Genomic DNA, 18,197 nt, shown 5'->3' with positions numbered 1-18,197 from the left:
CAAGGCTATATTTTATTGTCCTCAATGTTATTTATTTTAACGTTTTATTTATAAATAAATCTAAATGAAAATCGTTTTCAACTAGAAGTCAAATATTATTTCTGCGTTTCTTGTTTTATATTCTCAAAATATGTTAAGGTTGCGCCCGTCGTTGGGGAGTAGCCGATTTCCAGACTCCGGAAATGTACGTGTCAACATACTCGTTGAAAAACGTGGCGCGTACGGACTGAACTTACAGGTTCAGTCAGGCGAGACCATAGGCACATCAACTGCAATGCATATTTGAATGGCGCTGTATTTACAGTGATTCCAGCCTGTATGCATGGTTACTGGGGGCAGTGATGTGTTTTATGGATACCCCGGTCAGGACGCTGTTATGAATCTCACCGCTACCGTTCTTCTCGCTTTCGGCATGTCGATGGATGCTTTCGCCGCATCAATTGGCAAAGGCGCCACCCTGCATAAACCCAAATTTTCTGAAGCATTGCGCACCGGACTGATATTCGGCGCAGTTGAAACGCTTACGCCACTGATTGGCTGGGGCATGGGGATGCTGGCCAGCAAATTCGTGCTGGAGTGGAACCATTGGATCGCCTTCATTCTGCTGATCTTTTTAGGTGGGCGAATGATAATCGAAGGTTTTCGCGACAACGGCGATGAAGAGGAAGAACCGCAGCGCCGCCACGGTTTCTGGCTGCTGGTTACCACCGCCATTGCCACCAGTCTCGACGCAATGGCCGTCGGGGTGGGTCTGGCTTTCCTGCAGGTCAACATTATTGCCACAGCGCTGGCCATCGGCTGCGCCACATTGATTATGTCCACGCTCGGCATGATGATTGGTCGTTTCATTGGCCCAATGCTGGGCAAACGAGCTGAAATTTTGGGTGGGGTGGTGCTGATTGGTATCGGTGCCCAGATCCTCTGGGCACACTTCCACGGTTAATTCAGACGCTGCCAGACATGAATACTAAAGTCGGTCTGGCAGTCAAACGTCGTTTTCCCCGCTAACGTTTCCCACACTTCCGGCTTTGCCCGCCAGGCGAACGGCGTCATTTGCAGTAACGCAACGGCCTCGCTGCCCTGAAGCTGCATCTGATATCCCAGCGCAATGCTCTGTTGCAGAACAAAACCGTCCAGTTGCTCAGTATGGGGCGCATGCAAACGCACCTCATCATAAATCAGCCCTTTCAGTTCCATTAAATGACGCGGTCCCGGCGTGGCGGTGATCACCCATCCACCCGGTTTAACCACGCGAGCCAGCTCTTGCGCTTTACAGGGCGCATAGATCCGGATGATTGCATCCATTGACTCGTCTGCGAACGGCAGACGATGGCTGGAGGCAACGCAAAAGATCACCTGCGGATAGCGTCTGGCTGCGGCTTTAATTGCCACTTTGGATACGTCAAGACCAAAGGTTGTACAGCCCGCCAGCGCGTCTGCAAACGCATGGGTGTAATACCCTTCCCCACAGCCAATATCCAGGATCGCTGCATCTTCTGAATTCGACTTTTCTTTAAGCACATTCACAATCGCATCACGCAACGGTTGATAGTGCCCAGCATCAAGGAATGCCCGTCTGGCTTGCATCATTTCAGCGCTATCACCCGGATCGCGCGACCTCTTATGCTGAACCGGCAGTAAGTTGACATACCCTTCTTTCGCCACGTCAAACTGGTGCCGCCCGGGGCAGACAAAACTGTTATTCGCTTGAGTAAGAGGCTGGTGGCAAAGAGGACAGGAAAACGACATGACAACTCCGGCAGGTGACTTAAGGGCGCAAGTGTAACGCGAATTGCGCCCTGGGAAAATAACTTACAGCGACGGCGAGGATACGTTACTGCCGTGCATCACCAGCAGATGATCAGAGTCGGCAGGCATGCCATCCGGTTTAACGTTCTCCAGACGCAGGACATCTCCCATTATCTGGCTGAAGACAGGCGCAGAGACAGCCCCGCCATAATAAGCACCGTTTTGCGGATTATTGATGACGACCACCAGTGCAAATTTCGGGTCGCTCGCTGGCGCAACGCCTGCCGTGTAGGCCACGTATTTATCGACATACTTACCGTCATCACCAATTTTCTTTGCCGTTCCTGTTTTAACCGCCACGCGATAATCTCTGACCGCGGCTTTAGTTCCCCCACCACCGGGTAACGCGACGCTTTCCATCATATGTTCAACCTGGTGAACCAGCGCCTCCGGCATCACTCTGGTACCGATTACCGGCGGGTCAATACGGGTAATCGAAAGGGGTCGATAGATACCAAAACTACCAATGGTTGCATATACGTGCGCCAACTGCAGCGGCGTTACCATTAATCCATAGCCGAATGCAAAGGTCGCGCGATCCAAATCGCTCCAGTAGCGGCGTTGAGGCATTAAACCGCTACTTTCACCGGTTAATCCCAGTCCGGTTGGATCGCCAAAACCAAAGCTCTTATAGGTATCCAGCAACTTTTGAACAGGCATAGCCAGTGAAAGGTGCGACACGCCGGTATCGCTCGATTTCTGCAAAATTCCGGTCAACGACAGCTCCGGGTAAAATCCGACGTCGCGAATGCGATGTCCATCAAGGTAAAAAGGATGGGTATCAATCACGCTGTCCGGTTGTACTATCCCCTGCTGGAGTGCAGTCATGATCACCAGCGGTTTAACGGTTGAACCGGGTTCAAACGTATCGCTTATTGCGCGGTTACGAAAATCATCCAGTACTGCGCCCTCACGGTTATTGGGGTTGAAGTCAGGAAAGCTCGCCATGGACAGTATTTCGCCGGTAGCAATGTTGACCAGCACTGCGGCTCCTGATTCCGCTTTATTCCACGTAACGGCATTGTCCAGCGCATCTTCGGTGACCGTCTGCAGGCGCTCATCGATGCTGAGCTGTAATTGGTGTGCAGGAACAGGCGTGACTTCGGTGATATTCTCGATTACATGGCCAAATTTGTCTTTACGTACCAGACGGGAGCCAGGTTTACCCATCAACTGGTTATTAAAGCTTTTTTCCAGCCCTTCAATGCCTTGTCCATCAATGTTGGTAAAACCTATGAGATTCGCCGCTACGTGGCCTGCAGGATAGAACCGGCGGGATTCCTCGCGCAGGTTAATGCCCGGGAGATTAAGATCATCAACCCACTCAGCCTGCTGAGGGGAAATTTGTCGTGCCAGGTAAATAAAACGTCCGCCAGGATTACTGTTAACGCGTTCCGCCAGCGTACTCAATGACAGATGCAGAGCCCTTGCCAGAGCCTGCCACCGTTCGTTATAACCCACGCCTCCCTTGCTGATGATGGTCTTAGGATCGGCCCATACGGCGTTAACCGGAACACTTACCGCCAGCGGTCGCCCTTCTCTGTCGGTAATCATCCCGCGCGGCGAGGCAATAGTTACCTCACGTAATGAACGCATGTCTTCCTGTTTCACCAGACTTGTCGGCGTAACAATTTGCAGCCATGCAACCCGACCCAGCAGCAATCCCAGACTCAATAATATTGCCACACAAAGCAGGGCAAAACGTACGGGAGTAAAATTGCGCGCGTCGCCGTCGTTTTTCTTTTTCACCTGAACTCCAGCAAGATAGTTTTTCAGGTGTCTGATTTAACGAGAAATGTCGTAAGAAAGCGGGGAAAACTATGCTACGAACATCACGCCTTTGCAACAAAGCGCTAATGGGAGGGCATTTAGAAATATTTAGACGTATTTTGAATTAAAAAGCCCCGCATAGGCGAGGCTTTATATCTGAGATGGTTGCGCATATGCGCTTCAAATCAGTGGTGTCGATCAGATAGCTGTTACGTTAACAGCAGCCGGACCTTTCTGGCCGTCCTGAATTTCGAACTCAACGTTCTGGCCTTCAGCCAGAGTTTTGAAGCCGTTACCCTGGATAGCGGAGAAGTGTACGAACACGTCTTTGCTGCCATCAGCCGGAGTAATGAAACCAAAACCTTTAGACTCGTTGAACCACTTAACTTGACCTTTAATCTTTGCCATTTGCAAAATTCCTTAGAGTATTTTCTTCGCCCGCAGGCATAACATAGATAAAACTGAGACATTACTGCTTGAGGCACTAATATAAGGTTCGGCAGAGAAGCGGTATTCAACGTCAACGTGTTTACTCAGGACTTCTTTACTGAAAATGCCACACATAAACAGAACTGTACCTCGTTTAACCCAAAACGTGTTATCACATACAACGTTAATAATGGCAAGCCATTTTTAAACGTGTCTCGATCGGTCGCACAAATCCTGTCGTTCATCAAACAGCAACTGCACAGTTATGCGCCACACTGAGTAGTGTTATATTCCCGCCGCTCGCCCCATCCCCCGCCAGGCTTGCACCATAGCCGGGACATTTCTACCATAGCTCAATAGCTTCGGTTGTTCCAGATTAGCTGTTACAGGGTGTGCCGAATATCATTTTTTATGCTTAGTAATGCATAAAATGTCACAAGCGTAAAAATGAGATCTGCCTTCTGCTTTTGCACCAAAATAATGAAAGAATGATGACAATGCACAAAAAAAGTAAGAGAAACGTTTCGCTGTTAATAAGACGATCGCTATCACAAAAATGACATAATCATATTTTTATCGTATGGGAAATTATATTTATATCAGACCGGGGATAAGATATTAATTGGCTGGAGCATCTGAAAATACTGAGTTAACACGAGAATCAGAGTGCTAATTACACGACATATGCAGAAGAAAATAATCTGGCATGTTGGCGACAGGATGAAACATCTGAGAACGTAAGCAACAGATCCTCACCCTGTCATACCGTTTTTACCGCTCAGCTACCAGGCGGATGATGTCATCATCTTCGTCCTTCGCTGTGACCACAGCAGGCTCTGCCGATTTTTCAGGTTCGTTAGCTTCGCAAAGGCGACGGAGCAATGCGTTCTGTCTTTTTTGCTGATCTAACAATGCTTCAAGCAACTCAATCTGCTCATTAGTACGCGAACTTGCCCTATTGACGAAAAACCACAGTACAAGCCCGACAACCAGAATCACCACCGATACAGCCAAAGACGCCAAACTCAACGCGCCAGAATTCAAAACTTCGTTCATTTCACCACCTCAATGTAGACAGCGTAGTTTACCACTGCCGCACAAGAAGGTAATCAACTGTGGCAAAAATGCGCTTACCAGGGAATAAATTTATTAATGGCACAAATACCGCTGAAAAATTGTACATCCTGATCGCACATGATGTTGAACACTTGCGCCCACATCAGTATGCATACCAGCACGACAACTATCAGCACTACCCAGCGAATTTTTTTCACTCCAGCTCCACTCTTCGAATCAACATCTTATGCCTATAAATTATCATGCGTTACCTAAACCCAGCGTTAACTGTATCGGCATTCAATCTTTTTAGGAATGATTCACTTGTTTCATCTCATGTACAGGCTAATCTAATAATAACGAGAAAAGATAAGAGGTTGTAATGCGTCTGATAATCCGCGCTATTGTGTTGTTAGCTCTGGTTTGGATCGGTTTATTACTGAGTGGCTACGGAATTTTGATTGGAAGTAAGGAGAATGCAGCGGGCCTGGGCTTGCAATGCCAGTATCTGACCGCCCGCGGAACCAGCACCGCGCAATACGTCCACACAAACAGCGGTATCATTGGCCTGTCGGATTGTCCCTTGTTAAGAAAAAGCACAGTCATTATTGATAACGGTTAATATAGCAGCAATACATCCGCTACGTTATTTGCACCAACTAACGTTATGACTGTTCATAAAAAACCCCAGATACAAAAATACCTGGGGTTTTTACCTTGACGCTATTACATCAGATTAGAACGGATAGTCGTTATAACCCATTTGTTCTGAAATTTTACGCGCAGCCGTATGCAGCATCGCCACATACTCGTGCAAACGTTCTTCTGAGAAACGTAGCGTCGGGAATGAAATACTCAAGCCTGCAATCACTACACCGAAACGGTCAAACACCGGTACACCGATGCAGCGCAGACCTTCTTCCTGTTCTTCGTTATCTTCACCGTAGCCCTGCTCGCGTACTTTATCCAGCAATACCAACAGCTCATCAGTATTGGTAATAGTACGGTCGGTGCTGCGCTTGTACTCAATACCATCCAGAATCTGCTTCACTTCATCGCGGTCACGCCATGCCAGCAGAACTTTACCGATAGCCGTGCTGTACAGCGGATTACGGCGACCTACGCGAGAATACATGCGCAGATTGTACATAGAGTCGATTTTATGGATGTAGACGATGCTGTCTTCATCCAGTGCACCAAGGTGCACTGTCTCTTTGGTCAGGCGCGAAAGTTCGCGCATCTGAATATCAGCGCTACGGATAAGATCGACGTTTTGTAACGCGCGAGCACCCAGCTCGAATAGTTTCAGGGTCAGTGAGTATTTCTCAGACTCCCCTTCTTGTGCCACATAACCCAGCGTTTTCATGGTCTGCAAAAAGCGATAAACGGTGCTTTTTGACATCATGACGCGTTGCGACAACTCGGTAATACCAATTTCGCGCTCTTCACCCAGCGCCTGCAGAATGCCAAAAACCTTCAGCACGGAAGATACAGAATCGGGTTGTTTATCCAGATCTGCGATTGCCATTTATCACCCCTTTCGAGTGTTTTATAAAAATCAGAACCGGTTTTTATTATAATTTCACGTATCAGCCCTCGCAATCGCTCTTTGCTTACTTAGTTACAAATCTGCGACCTAACGCCTGAATATCAATGCTAAAATTATTATTCTCATCATAAATTCCAACAGTATTGACTTCCTATGGAAAAAACTCAGACCGATGGTCTGCCATTGCCCCAGCGATATGGCGCAATTTTAACCATTGTTATTGGCATCTCTATGGCAGTACTCGACGGCGCAATAGCGAACGTTGCCCTCCCCACTATCGCCACCGATCTTCAGGCCTCACCCGCCAGCTCAATCTGGATTGTGAACGCCTACCAAATTGCGATCGTTGTTTCGCTGTTATCGCTCTCTTTTTTAGGTGATATGTTTGGCTACCGACGCATTTATAAGTGTGGTCTGGTCGTATTTCTGTTGGCATCGCTGTTTTGTGCCTTGTCAGATTCGCTGCATATGCTGACGTTAGCGCGCGTGGCTCAGGGGTTTGGCGGCGCGGCGCTGATGAGCGTTAATACGGCATTGATCCGACTCATTTATCCTCAGCGCCAGCTTGGCCGCGGGATGGGTATTAACTCCTTTATCGTGGCTGTATCCTCGGCAGCGGGTCCGACTATTGCGGCGGCAATTCTTTCCATTGCCTCGTGGAAATGGCTATTTCTGATTAACGTTCCATTGGGGATCATCGCCCTGCTGCTGGCTATGCGTTTTTTGCCACCCAATTCATCACGTAGCAATAAACCGCGCTTTGATCTGCCCAGCGCAATAATGAACGCCTTAACATTCGGTTTGTTGATCACGGCACTCAGCGGATTTGCACAGGGACAGTCGCTAAAACTGATTGGTGCTGAACTTGTGGGGCTTGTCGTAGTAGGGTTTTTCTTTATCCGCCGCCAACTCGCATTGCCAGTACCGTTATTACCGGTTGATCTGCTACGCATTCCCCTGTTTTCACTCTCTATTTGCACCTCAATCTGTTCATTCAGCGCACAAATGCTGGCGATGGTTTCCCTGCCCTTTTTTATGCAAACGGTTCTCGGACGCAGCGAAGTTGAAACGGGCCTGCTGCTGACGCCGTGGCCGCTGGCAACCATGGTGATGGCCCCACTGGCGGGATATTTGATTGAACGTGTTCATGCAGGTCTGCTTGGCGCGCTGGGCATGGCAGTAATGGCTTGTGGGCTGTTTTCTCTGGTGTTACTGCCCGTATCACCTTCCGATTTTAATATCATCTGGCCAATGATCTTGTGTGGTGCGGGTTTTGGCTTGTTCCAGTCACCGAATAATCACACCATCATCACCTCCGCGCCGCGCGATCGTAGCGGAGGCGCGAGCGGTATGCTCGGAACAGCGCGCTTACTGGGTCAGAGTACCGGGGCCGCACTGGTTGCGCTGATGCTAAATCAGTTTGGTGGCAGTGGAACGCACGTCTCGCTGATAACAGCGGGTATTCTGGCTTCGCTGGCCGCAATCGTAAGTGGCTTACGTATTACACAACCGCGAGTTCAGTCATAAAAAAAGCGCGTCTGTCGACGCGCTTTTTGTTGTTGTCTGCTGCAGATTATTTCAGGTACTCACCGCTGCGCAGCGCTTCAATACGTTTGTCCAACGGGGGGTGAGTCATAAACAGCTCACTCAGCGATTTGGATTTACCGTTGATGCAGAACGCCATCATACTGGTCGCTTCCTGCGGTTCATAGCTGGTTTTCAGGCGCTGCAGCGCGGCGATCATTTTTTCACGCCCCACCAGTTTCGCTGAGCCTGCATCCGCATGGAATTCACGATGACGTGAGAACCACATGGTAATGATGCTCGCCAGAATACCAAACACCAGTTCCAGCACCGTCGCCACCGCGAAGTAGATCAACGGGTTACCGTTGCTACCCTCACCCTCATCACGGTTTCCGCCCATAAAGCCAGCGGCAATTTGCGCCAGAATACGTGAGATAAAGATAACGAAGGTGTTTACTACCCCTTGAATGAGCGTCATGGTCACCATATCGCCATTGGCAATGTGGCTGATCTCATGCGCGATAACCGCTTCGGCTTCATCCGGGCTCATGTTTTGCAACAGGCCAGTACTTACAGCCACCAGCGAGGCATCCCGGCGGGCACCGGTCGCAAACGCGTTAATATCTGGCGCGTGGTAGATTGCAACCTGTGGCATAGCGATCCCGGCCTGGCGGGCCTGATTCGCAACTGTATTCATCAGCCAGCGTTCTCTTTCATTGCGAGGCTGTTCGATCACTTCCCCGCCAACGGACTTTAACGCCATCCATTTGGACATCAGCAGCGAAATGAAGGAACCACCAAAACCAAACAGCAGTGCCATGATCAACAAGCCTTGAACGCTGCTTGACTGGATCCCTGTCAGGCTCAATACCAGCCCGAAAACGACCATCACAGCCAGGTTCGTCAGCAGGAAGAGCGCGATTCGCATCATAATTTTCTTTTAACCTCAATTTAACAAAACGTACTATGCGATTACCCATATCGTATGGGTCTTATGACTATTTTCAAGCATCCATAGGTGCTAAGTCACCAGAAAGACACAACTTTACATTTTATCGTATCAGGCTGACGTCTTCATGCACTTGTTAAAAAAACAGGCACAATTTCTTGTGCCTGTTCGAGGTTATTGACTGGTTGCGGGCTGTTCCGCTGGCTTCTCTTTCTCAAGATGCGCCAGGTCGAGCGCGATTTTTACCGTTTCATCCAGGTACGGATCCGGCTCCTGGTAATCCTTCGGCAGATCGTCCAGTTTCTTCAATGGCGGTTTGCCTTCACGTTTAAACCGATCGTTGATACGCGCCAGACGCATTGCGTCATCTTCGTTATTCTCTTTTTCACGCTGAGCGTAATTCAGAGAAGCGATGTTGCGCTTATCCTTCATCGCATTGAAACGCGCAATGTCCTTCATGATGTACTGGAACTCAGGATCGTTCGCAATACGTGCATTGTGCTCTTTCAGCAATTCAGGTCCGAACGGCGTCAAATTATCTGACTTAGTGTAGGTCGCAGCATCAATGCTGTCCCACGGCAGTGCGTTATCTTCAAACTTCTCGCCGGTTTCAGTTTCTTCATTACCTGTCGGCATGATGATATCCGGCGTAACGCCCTTACGCTGCGTGCTGCCACCGTTTACGCGGTAGAATTTCTGGATCGTGTACTGAACAGAACCCAGCGCTGGCCATTCCGGACGCAGCATCTGATCGTAAATACGGTTCAGGGAGCGATACTGCTGGACGGTGCCTTTCCCAAAGGTTGGTTCACCAACGATCAACGCTCGGCCATAATCCTGCATTGCCGCAGCGAAAATCTCTGATGCTGAGGCGCTGAAGCGATCGACCAATACCACCAGCGGGCCTTTGTAGTACACAACGCCGTCGGTATCGCTGTCTTCACGCACTTTACCGTTATTATCACGAACCTGAACCACCGGGCCGGAAGGAATGAACAGACCGGAAAGCGAAACCGCTTCAGTCAGTGCTCCACCACCGTTAGTACGCAGATCGATGATAATACTGCTGACATTTTGTTTTTCCAGTTTCTGCAGTTGGACTTTGACATCATCAGTCAGGCCTACATAGAAGCCAGGAATATCCAGTACGCCAACTTTTTCTTTGCCAACGGTTTTCACGGACATTTTTACGGCGCGGTCTTCGAGACGAATACGTTCACGCGTTAGCGTCACGGTGCGCGTCTTGGTACCTTTACCGGCAGGCAGAATTTCAAGGCGTACCTTGCTGCCTTTAGGTCCTTTGATCAGTGCCACGACGTCATCCAGACGCCAGCCAATCACATCGACCATGCCCTTGCCCGTCTGCCCGACGCCGACAATACGATCGCCAACGCTGATCGACTTGCTCTTGGCTGCCGGACCACCTGCCACCATGGAGTTAATGACGGTGTAGTCATCATCCATTTGCAGAACCGCGCCAATACCTTCCAAAGACAAGCTCATTTCAGTATTGAACTGCTCGGTATTGCGCGGAGAGAGATAGTTAGTATGCGGGTCGATTTCACGGGCGAACGCTGTCATCGCCAGTGAGAACACATCTTCGCTGTTGGTCTGCGCCAGACGGCGAATCGCAAATTTGTAGCGGCGCGTCAGCGTTTCGCGAATTTCCGCATCGGTTTTACCGGTCAGCTTCAGGCTGAGTTCGTCAAATTTAACCTTGCCGTCCCACAGCGCATTTAGCTCTGCTTCGCTCTTCGGCCACGGCGCTTTACTTCGGTCGAGGTTAAACGTGTCGTTACCGGTAAAATCCATTGGACGTGCCAGTACGCTTAATGCGTACTGATAACGTTCAAATCGGCGTTTTTGCGCCAGATTATAGAGATCGTAAAAGACATCCAGCTTGCCGGTGCGCAGTTCATCGCCGAGGACCGTTTTCTTTTTTGCATACTGTTCGATATCGCTCGCCAACAGCACATTGTGGCTGTAGTCGAGCAAATTCAAATAGCGGTCAAAAATTTTTGCCGAAAACGCCTGATCCAGATCGAACTGGCGATAGTGTGATCGCGTAAAACGCGACGTCACACGTTCGCTTACCGTCGCATGCTGGGTTTCTTCCTTTAAAACGGGGATCTGATCGGCACGCGTGATGTCTTCCACAGCAAGTGCCTGGCCTGCTAATGCAAGCAGACCAGCTAACGCAGTAAGCCTAAAAAAAGTGTTCATGCCAGGCCTGGCCTCCGTTTCAGAACACCAGGTGTTCTGCGCGTACAATCAAAGACATACCCGAATTCAGCTGTACACGGACGCCATCTTTGGTGATTTCTAATACGGTGGCATCCATCGCATTATTTCCTGCTTTCACCTTCAGAGACTGCCCTACCGTCAGTACTGAAATATCAGATACCGGGGTATGCTGTTCTTCGCGAGGAGCACGCGGTGCTTTTGCTGCTGGTTTTTCAGCGCGAGGTTTACGCTCTGCACCTTCTTTACGACGCGGTGCAGGACGCGGCTTACGCTCGCGACGCGGTGCGCCTTCTTTTTCACCGGCAGCAGCAGCCGCTTCGCGTTTTTTCGCCTGTTGCTCTGCGCGTTGCGCCTGAACACGGGCTTTAGCTTCTTCCAGCTGTTTGCGCGCATGTTCAACATGTTGTTCATCCAGCTCACCACAAGGGTTGCCGTCGAGATCAACACGCGTTGCGCCCAATTTAACGCCGTACAGATAGCGCCAGCTTGAAGTATAGAGACGTAAGGCAGAACGGAGCTGAGTCTTGCTGAGGTTCATTTCGCCCTCAACACGCTCTACCAGATCCTGAAAAATGCCAATTTTCAGTGGGCGCGCTTCGCCTTCCGCACTAAAACACTGCGGGAAGCGTTCGGCCAGAAACGCGATGACTTCTTTACTGCTATTCAACTTAGGTTGATTTTCCATGAAATTTCCTGATTACAACGGACGTAGCCAACAAGCGCAGGCATGAACAGGCGACATTATAATGACGTCATCAGTAATTGCTACGTTATCCGTTGATTATCCTGCGACGTGCGCAAAGAATTTTTTGTAATCCGTCGTTGCAAGCACGGTTTCAAGCTGTGCCACCAGTGTACGCAGACCTTGTTCATCTTCCTCAGTAAAGCGGCCAAACGCCGTGCTATCGATATCCAGCACGCCGATTATCTGATTTTCGACGGTGATTGGCAGGACGATTTCAGCGTTGCTGGCGGCATCACAAGCAATGTGCCCATCAAAAGCATGTACGTCCTCAATACGCTGAACCTGGTTCTGCGCCACTGCTGTACCGCACACACCACGCCCTACCGGGATCCGCACGCAGGCAATTTTGCCCTGGAAGGGACCAAGCACCAGCGTATCGTCCTCAAGCAGGTAAAAACCGGCCCAATTCACTTCTGCAAGACGCTCGTACAACAATGCGCTGGTATTCGCCAGCGTTGCCAGAAAACTGGTTTCACCTGCCATCAATGCCTGAAAATCACGGTTCAGATCCGTGTATAGCTCTATTTTGTTCATTATGTAATCACTTAGTTGTCTTACTTAAAACTGCAGCCTACTAAAATAAACATTAAATGCGTTAATGCTCAAGATCATTCCCGTCATGAGTTAAGATAACATTACTTCAACAATTTGATTCGCGATACATGGCCTTAACGATTCCACGCATCACGCCAACTAAAAAAATAGCCATCAGGTCCATCGGTGAGGCACTACCTCGTGCACATTATCATCGCTGCCCTGAATGTGACCTGATATTTAGCTTGCCTAAAATGCGTTCGCACCAAAGTGCCTTTTGCCCACGCTGCCAGGCAAAAATTCGTGACGGACGCGACTGGTCATTAACGCGACTTGCGGCAATGGCTTTCACCATGTTGCTGCTGATGCCCTTTGCCTGGGGAGAGCCACTCCTGCACATCTATTTATTAGGCGTGCGCATTGATGCCAATGTTATGCAAGGCATCTGGCAAATGACCCGACAAGGTGACCCCCTCACAGCTTCTTTCGTGCTTTTTTGCGTCGCTGGCGCGCCGCTAATTCTCGTGACCTCAATTGCTTATCTGTGGTTTGGCAATATTCTTGGGATGAACCTGCGCCCGGTGCTGCTGATGCTGGAAAGGCTCAAAGAGTGGATGATGCTCGATATCTATCTTGTGGGCATTGGCGTCGCGTCAATCAAAGTTCAGGACTATGCTTTTTTGCAACCCGGTGTGGGACTGTTTGCTTTTATTGCGCTGGTGATCCTCAGTATTTTGACGCTGTCGCACCTCAACGTAGAGCAGCTTTGGGACCGATTTTACCCGCAAAGACCAGCCCGTCGCCCTGATGAAAAGCTCCGCGTCTGCCTCGGTTGTCACTTTACAGGTTATCCGGACGCTCGGGGTCGCTGCCCTCGTTGCCATATCCCGCTGCGCTGGCGCAGGAATCAAAGCATCCAAAAGTGTTGGGCGGCGCTACTGGCCTCGATTGTCCTACTTTTGCCTGCTAATCTGCTGCCCATCTCGGTAATTTATGTCAACGGTGGTAGGCAGGAAGACACTATCCTGTCAGGCATAATGTCTTTGGCAAACAGCAACGTCGGCGTGGCGGCGATCGTTTTTATCGCCAGTATTCTGGTGCCATTCACCAAAGTGATTGTGATGTTTACGTTGCTCATCAGCATCCATTTTAACTGCGAGCAAGGATTGCGTACCCGCATAAAACTGCTGCGTATGGTGACCTGGATTGGCCGCTGGTCGATGCTGGATCTCTTTGTTATCGCTTTAACCATGTCGCTGATTAATCGCGATCAGATACTTGCTTTTACTATGGGACCGGCTGCGTTTTATTTCGGCGCGGCGGTAATATTGACTATTCTTGCTGTGGAATGGCTGGACAGCCGCTTACTTTGGGATGCACATGAGTCAGGAAACGCCCGCTTCGCAGACTGAAGCGCAGATTAAAACAAAACGCCGTATCTCTCCGTTCTGGCTGCTGCCGTTCATTGCGCTGATGATCGCAGGATGGCTTATCTGGGGAAGCTATGAAGATCGCGGCAATACCGTAACCATTGACTTCATGTCCGCGGACGGCATTGTACCAGGACGCACGCCCGTTCGTTATCAGGGCGTTGAAGTGGGCACGGTGCAGGATATCAACCTCAGCAAAGATCTGCGTAAAATTGAAGTCCGCGTCAGCATCAAATCGAGCATGAAAGATGCACTGCGCAAAGATACCCAGTTCTGGCTGGTCACGCCGAAAGCGTCGCTGGCCGGAGTTTCGGGTCTGGATGCGTTGGTTGGTGGTAACTATATCGGCATGATGCCCGGAACCGGCGAGGAAGAAGATCATTTTGTTGCCCTCGACACGCAGCCCAAATACCGTCTGGATAATGGCGATTTGATGCTGCATCTGCGGGCGCCTGACCTCGGTTCGCTCAATAGCGGTTCGCTGGTTTATTTCCGTAAGATTCCGGTGGGCCGGGTGTATGACTACACTATCAACCCCAACAATCAGGGCGTAACTATCGACGTGCTGATTGAACGTCGGTTTACCAATCTGGTGAAAAAAGGCAGCCGCTTCTGGAACGTCTCCGGTGTGAATGCGGATGTCAGCCTCAGCGGCGCGAAGATCAAACTGGAAAGTCTTGCCGCGCTGGTCAATGGCGCCATTGCTTTTGATTCGCCTGAAGACTCAAAACCCGCCGCAGCCGACGACACGTTTGGTTTATATCAGGATCTCGCGCACAGCCAGCGCGGAGTGATCGTCAAGCTTGACTTACCCAGCGGGGACGGACTCAAAGCTGGCTCAACATCGCTGATGTATCAAGGATTACAAGTCGGCCAACTCACCAAACTGGATTTAAATCCAGGCGGTAAAGTGACTGGAGAAATGACGGTCGACCCCAGCGTCGTAACGCTGCTGCGCGACAACACGCGGATTGAATTACACAGCCCTAAATTATCGTTAAACGATGCCAATCTCAGCTCACTGCTGACGGGTAAAACGTTTGAACTGGTCCCCGGCGAAGGCGAGCCGCGTAGCCAGTTTGTGGTTATCCCCGCAGAGAAGTCGTTGTTACACGATCCAGGGGTCATGACATTTACGCTCACCGCACCGGAAAGTTACGGTATTGATGCTGGCCAGCCGCTGATTCTCCACGGCGTACAGGTCGGTCAGGTGATTGAGCGCACGCTTTCCAGCAAAGGCGTTTCATTTACCGTTGCCATCGAACCGCAGCATCGTGACCTGGTGCAAGGTGACAGTAAGTTCGTGGTCAACAGTCGCGTGGACGTCAAAGTCGGACTTGATGGCGTGGAGTTCCTTGGCGCCAGCGCCAGCGAGTGGCTCAGCGGCGGCATTCGTATTTTGCCCGGTACGAAGGGGGAAATGAAAAAAAGCTACCCGCTGTATGCCAACCTGGAAAAAGCGATTGAAAACAGCCTGAGCGATCTGCCAACCACCACGGTCAGCCTGAGCGCCGAAACGCTGCCTGATGTGCAGGCCGGCTCGGTGGTTCTATACCGCAAATTCGAGGTCGGTGAAGTGATCAACGTTCGTCCTCGCGCCGATGCGTTTGATATCGATCTGCATATTAAACCGGAATATCGCAACCTGTTGACCAGCAACAGCGTGTTCTGGGCCGAAGGCGGAGCAAAAGTTCAGCTTAACGGCAGCGGATTAACCGTACAGGCATCTCCCCTTTCACGCGCGCTCAAAGGGGCAATTAGCTTCGATAATTTAAGCGGTGCCAGCGCCAGCCAACGCAAAGGCGACAAGCGCATTCTGTATGCTTCGGAAACCGCCGCGCGTGCGGTAGGCGGCCAGATAACGCTGCATGCGTTCGATGCCGGTAAACTCGCTGCTGGCATGCCGATTCGCTACCTGGGAATCGATATCGGCCAGATTCAGACGCTTGAGCTGATCACCGCCCGTAACGAAGTGCAGGCAAAAGCGGTTCTGTACCCGGAATACGTGCAGACCTTCGCGCGAAGCGGTACCCGTTTCTCCGTGATCACCCCGCAAATTTCGGCAGCTGGCGTGGAGCATCTGGATACAATCCTGCAGCCGTACATCAACGTTGAACCCGGACGCGGTAATCCGCGCCGTGATTTTGAGCTGCAGGAAGCCACCATTACCGACTCTCGTTACCTCGATGGTCTGAGTATTGTGGTGGAAGCACCGGAAGCAGGTTCACTGAATATCGGAACCCCAGTTTTGTTCAGAGGTATTGAAGTGGGGACCGTCACCGGGCTGACGCTGGGCTCGCTTTCCGATCGTGTGATGGTTGCCATGCGCATTAGCCATCGCTATCAGCATCTGGTGCGCAACAACTCCGTGTTCTGGCTGGCATCCGGCTACAATCTTGACTTCGGCCTGACTGGCGGTGTCGTGAAGACCGGTACCTTCAATCAGTTCATCCGCGGCGGCATCGCCTTCGCGACTCCACCAGGTACACCGCTGGCTCCTAAAGCGCAGGCAGGTAAACACTTCCTGTTGCTCGAAAGCGAACCGAAAGAGTGGCGTGAATGGGGAACAGCCCTGCCACGATAATCTCTCCACTTGCTCCGGCGTACTCGCGCCGGAGCACTTATGCTACACTGCGCACCTGTTTTTTTGCCGGTGGTACCAAGTGGCTTATTTTCCCGACGCCTTTCTGACTAAAATGCGTGAAGCAATGCCTTCCACGCTCTCATTCGATGATTTTCTCGCTGCCTGTCAGCGCCCGTTGCGCCGCAGCATTCGCGTCAATACGCTGAAAATCTCCGTTGCCGATTTCCTCACACTGACAGCACCTTACAACTGGTCTCTCACTCCGGTTCCCTGGTGTGCTGAAGGTTTCTGGATCGAACGCGATGAAGATGAGTCAGTGCCGCTCGGTAGCACAGCAGAACATTTAAGCGGCCTGTTTTATATTCAGGAAGCCAGCTCAATGCTGCCAGTCGCTGCGCTGTTTGCCGAAGGCAATACCCCGGAACGCGTAATGGATGTCGCGGCAGCCCCTGGCTCCAAAACCACGCAAATTGCCGCAAAAATGAATAATCGAGGCGCCATTCTGGCGAATGAATTTTCTGCCAGTCGCGTCAAAGTCCTGCATGCCAATATCAGCCGTTGCGGGATAGCCAACGTCGCCCTGACCCATTTTGACGGACGAGTATTTGGCGCTGCGTTGCCGGAATCATTTGATGCCATATTGCTGGACGCCCCGTGTTCCGGGGAAGGCGTAGTGCGTAAAGACCCCGATGCGCTAAAAAACTGGTCGCCAGAAAGTAATCTGGAAATTGCCGCAACTCAGCGCGAACTGCTCGACAGCGCCTTTCACGCTCTGCGCCCCGGCGGCACGTTGGTTTACTCGACCTGTACGCTTAATCGTGACGAAAATGAAAATATCATGCGGTGGTTGATTGAAACCTACCCGGACGCCGTCGAGTTTTTACCACTCGGCGATTTATTTCCACAGGCCGAACGCGCCCTGACGCCGGAAGGATTCCTGCATGTGTTTCCGCAAATTTACGATTGCGAAGGTTTCTTCGTTGCGCGTTTGCGCAAAACAGCCGCCATCCCTCCACTACCTGCGCCGACATATAAAGTCGGTAACTTCCCGTTTAGCCCGCTGAAAGGACGCGAGTCCGTGCTTATCGCGCAAGCCGCGAGCGCTTGTGGACTGCAGTGGGAAGATAATTTACGCCTGTGGCAGCGCGATAAAGAGATTTGGCTGTTCCCAACAGAAATTGAGTCACTGATCGGCAAAGTCCGCTTTTCACGACTCGGCGTCAAATTAGCCGAAACGCACAATAAAGGCTACCGCTGGCAGCATGAAGCCGTCATCGCGCTCGCCAACCCAAATCACAGCCATGCGTTTGAACTGACGCTTGCCGAAGCTGAAGAGTGGTACCGCGGCCGGGATGTCTACCCACAAGCCACACCGACGAGTGACGACGTACTGGTTACATTCCAGCATCAGCCTATCGGTCTGGCAAAACGTATTGGATCGCGACTGAAGAATAGCTACCCACGCGATCTTGTCCGGGATGGCAAACTCTTTACGGGATAACGCACGTTTTTACTGGCGCTTTTGCTAACGTTGACTACGCTGAAAAATGGACGACCTAACTGGTCGTACCACA

17 protein-coding genes are annotated in these 18,197 nt (G+C 50.8%); 6 read left to right on the top strand and 11 right to left on the bottom strand.

Annotated elements, in window-relative coordinates:
• The first annotated feature begins 376 nt into the window (after positions 1 to 376).
• Complete coding sequence (gene mntP, locus OGV74_RS09600; RefSeq protein WP_003021013.1) at positions 377 to 943, top strand: manganese efflux pump MntP; 567 nt, start codon at positions 377 to 379, stop codon at positions 941 to 943.
• On the opposite strand, the gene rlmA is transcribed toward mntP, so the two are convergent.
• From rlmA to mgrB, 6 genes are all read right to left on the bottom strand, one after another.
• Entirely contained in the window at positions 940 to 1,749 is an 810-nt protein-coding gene (gene rlmA / locus OGV74_RS09595; protein ID WP_003841628.1) for a 23S rRNA (guanine(745)-N(1))-methyltransferase, read from the bottom strand. The two genes, mntP and rlmA, sit on opposite strands and share 4 nt — an antisense overlap.
• A 63-nt stretch (positions 1,750 to 1,812) precedes the next feature.
• Complete coding sequence (gene ftsI2, locus OGV74_RS09590) at positions 1,813 to 3,558, bottom strand: peptidoglycan DD-transpeptidase FtsI2/PBP3(PARA) (RefSeq protein ID WP_003021017.1); 1,746 nt, start codon at positions 3,556 to 3,558, stop codon at positions 1,813 to 1,815.
• A gap of 219 nt (positions 3,559 to 3,777) precedes the next feature.
• Complete coding sequence (cspE, locus tag OGV74_RS09585) at positions 3,778 to 3,987, bottom strand: transcription antiterminator/RNA stability regulator CspE (RefSeq protein ID WP_001062678.1); 210 nt, start codon at positions 3,985 to 3,987, stop codon at positions 3,778 to 3,780.
• Positions 3,988 to 3,999: 12 nt separating this feature from the next.
• The gene (locus OGV74_RS09580) at positions 4,000 to 4,143 is read right to left on the bottom strand and encodes a DUF2627 domain-containing protein (RefSeq protein ID WP_003034983.1); all 144 of its coding nucleotides are present in this window, start codon (positions 4,141 to 4,143) and stop codon (positions 4,000 to 4,002) included.
• Between the two features lie 636 nt (positions 4,144 to 4,779).
• Positions 4,780 to 5,064 (bottom strand): YebO family protein, encoded by a 285-nt coding sequence (locus OGV74_RS09575; RefSeq protein WP_003034980.1) that lies wholly within the window; start codon positions 5,062 to 5,064, stop codon positions 4,780 to 4,782.
• Between the two features lie 74 nt (positions 5,065 to 5,138).
• Positions 5,139 to 5,282: a PhoP/PhoQ regulatory lipoprotein MgrB gene (gene mgrB, locus OGV74_RS09570; RefSeq protein WP_003034977.1), complete on the bottom strand. Its 144-nt coding sequence runs from the start codon at positions 5,280 to 5,282 to the stop codon at positions 5,139 to 5,141.
• Between the two features lie 164 nt (positions 5,283 to 5,446).
• Here mgrB and OGV74_RS09565 point away from each other — a divergent pair, with 164 nt between their 5' ends.
• On the top strand, positions 5,447 to 5,686 hold the full coding sequence (locus OGV74_RS09565) for a YobH family protein (protein WP_003034975.1): 240 nt from the start codon (positions 5,447 to 5,449) through the stop codon (positions 5,684 to 5,686).
• Positions 5,687 to 5,800: 114 nt separating this feature from the next.
• Here OGV74_RS09565 and kdgR read toward each other — a convergent pair whose 3' ends face one another.
• Positions 5,801 to 6,592: a DNA-binding transcriptional regulator KdgR gene (kdgR, locus tag OGV74_RS09560; protein WP_003833778.1), complete on the bottom strand. Its 792-nt coding sequence runs from the start codon at positions 6,590 to 6,592 to the stop codon at positions 5,801 to 5,803.
• Positions 6,593 to 6,766: 174 nt separating this feature from the next.
• Between kdgR and OGV74_RS09555 the strand changes: the two genes are divergently transcribed.
• On the top strand, positions 6,767 to 8,140 hold the full coding sequence (locus tag OGV74_RS09555; RefSeq protein WP_086504167.1) for an MFS transporter: 1,374 nt from the start codon (positions 6,767 to 6,769) through the stop codon (positions 8,138 to 8,140).
• A 46-nt stretch (positions 8,141 to 8,186) separates the two neighbouring features.
• Here the strand turns inward: OGV74_RS09555 and htpX are convergent, their stop codons facing one another.
• The 4 genes from htpX to msrC all read right to left on the bottom strand — a co-directional run bounded on the left by htpX (position 8,187) and on the right by msrC (position 12,609).
• Complete coding sequence (gene htpX, locus OGV74_RS09550; protein WP_003034964.1) at positions 8,187 to 9,068, bottom strand: protease HtpX; 882 nt, start codon at positions 9,066 to 9,068, stop codon at positions 8,187 to 8,189.
• Between the two features lie 192 nt (positions 9,069 to 9,260).
• Positions 9,261 to 11,309 (bottom strand): carboxy terminal-processing peptidase, encoded by a 2,049-nt coding sequence (gene prc / locus OGV74_RS09545; protein ID WP_003034960.1) that lies wholly within the window; start codon positions 11,307 to 11,309, stop codon positions 9,261 to 9,263.
• A 19-nt stretch (positions 11,310 to 11,328) separates the two neighbouring features.
• Positions 11,329 to 12,015 carry an RNA chaperone ProQ gene (gene proQ, locus OGV74_RS09540; protein WP_003034957.1) on the bottom strand — a complete coding sequence of 229 codons (687 nt, stop codon included), beginning with the start codon at positions 12,013 to 12,015 and terminating at the stop codon, positions 11,329 to 11,331.
• A 96-nt stretch (positions 12,016 to 12,111) separates the two neighbouring features.
• Positions 12,112 to 12,609: a free L-methionine (R)-S-oxide reductase MsrC gene (msrC, locus tag OGV74_RS09535; RefSeq protein ID WP_003034953.1), complete on the bottom strand. Its 498-nt coding sequence runs from the start codon at positions 12,607 to 12,609 to the stop codon at positions 12,112 to 12,114.
• 128 nt (positions 12,610 to 12,737) lie between these two features.
• On the opposite strand from msrC, the gene yebS reads away from it, so the two are divergent.
• From yebS to rsmF, 3 genes are all read left to right on the top strand, one after another.
• The gene (gene yebS, locus OGV74_RS09530; protein WP_086504168.1) at positions 12,738 to 14,021 is read left to right on the top strand and encodes a membrane integrity lipid transport subunit YebS; all 1,284 of its coding nucleotides are present in this window, start codon (positions 12,738 to 12,740) and stop codon (positions 14,019 to 14,021) included.
• Positions 13,990 to 16,623, top strand: coding sequence for a PqiB family protein (locus OGV74_RS09525; RefSeq protein WP_286520723.1), 2,634 nt, complete (start codon positions 13,990 to 13,992; stop codon positions 16,621 to 16,623). Before yebS ends, OGV74_RS09525 begins: the two co-directional genes overlap by 32 nt.
• A 79-nt stretch (positions 16,624 to 16,702) precedes the next feature.
• Positions 16,703 to 18,124 carry a 16S rRNA (cytosine(1407)-C(5))-methyltransferase RsmF gene (gene rsmF, locus OGV74_RS09520; RefSeq protein WP_086504170.1) on the top strand — a complete coding sequence of 474 codons (1,422 nt, stop codon included), beginning with the start codon at positions 16,703 to 16,705 and terminating at the stop codon, positions 18,122 to 18,124.
• The last annotated feature ends 73 nt before the right edge of the window (positions 18,125 to 18,197 follow it).

Origin of the sequence: Citrobacter sp. Cf116, assembly GCF_030336505.1 — a bacterium.
In the GTDB taxonomy this organism is placed as follows: domain Bacteria; phylum Pseudomonadota; class Gammaproteobacteria; order Enterobacterales; family Enterobacteriaceae; genus Citrobacter; species Citrobacter freundii.
Note: the sequence above shows the minus strand (reverse complement) of the source record. Positions and strands in the feature narration are given on the sequence as shown.

What these genes read in the sequence shown, in the direction of transcription:
- mntP (WP_003021013.1), top strand. Translation starts at nt 377, where the DNA reads ATGAATCTCACCGCTACCGTTCTTCTCGCTTTCGGCATGTCGATGGAT.
- rlmA (WP_003841628.1), bottom strand. Translation starts at nt 1,749, where the DNA reads ATGTCGTTTTCCTGTCCTCTTTGCCACCAGCCTCTTACTCAAGCGAAT.
- cspE (WP_001062678.1), bottom strand. Translation starts at nt 3,987, where the DNA reads ATGGCAAAGATTAAAGGTCAAGTTAAGTGGTTCAACGAGTCTAAAGGT.
- OGV74_RS09580 (WP_003034983.1), bottom strand. Translation starts at nt 4,143, where the DNA reads ATGTGTGGCATTTTCAGTAAAGAAGTCCTGAGTAAACACGTTGACGTT.
- OGV74_RS09575 (WP_003034980.1), bottom strand. Translation starts at nt 5,064, where the DNA reads ATGAACGAAGTTTTGAATTCTGGCGCGTTGAGTTTGGCGTCTTTGGCT.
- OGV74_RS09565 (WP_003034975.1), top strand. Translation starts at nt 5,447, where the DNA reads ATGCGTCTGATAATCCGCGCTATTGTGTTGTTAGCTCTGGTTTGGATC.
- kdgR (WP_003833778.1), bottom strand. Translation starts at nt 6,592, where the DNA reads ATGGCAATCGCAGATCTGGATAAACAACCCGATTCTGTATCTTCCGTG.
- OGV74_RS09555 (WP_086504167.1), top strand. Translation starts at nt 6,767, where the DNA reads ATGGAAAAAACTCAGACCGATGGTCTGCCATTGCCCCAGCGATATGGC.
- htpX (WP_003034964.1), bottom strand. Translation starts at nt 9,068, where the DNA reads ATGATGCGAATCGCGCTCTTCCTGCTGACGAACCTGGCTGTGATGGTC.
- prc (WP_003034960.1), bottom strand. Translation starts at nt 11,309, where the DNA reads ATGAACACTTTTTTTAGGCTTACTGCGTTAGCTGGTCTGCTTGCATTA.
- proQ (WP_003034957.1), bottom strand. Translation starts at nt 12,015, where the DNA reads ATGGAAAATCAACCTAAGTTGAATAGCAGTAAAGAAGTCATCGCGTTT.
- msrC (WP_003034953.1), bottom strand. Translation starts at nt 12,609, where the DNA reads ATGAACAAAATAGAGCTATACACGGATCTGAACCGTGATTTTCAGGCA.
- yebS (WP_086504168.1), top strand. Translation starts at nt 12,738, where the DNA reads ATGGCCTTAACGATTCCACGCATCACGCCAACTAAAAAAATAGCCATC.
- OGV74_RS09525 (WP_286520723.1), top strand. Translation starts at nt 13,990, where the DNA reads ATGAGTCAGGAAACGCCCGCTTCGCAGACTGAAGCGCAGATTAAAACA.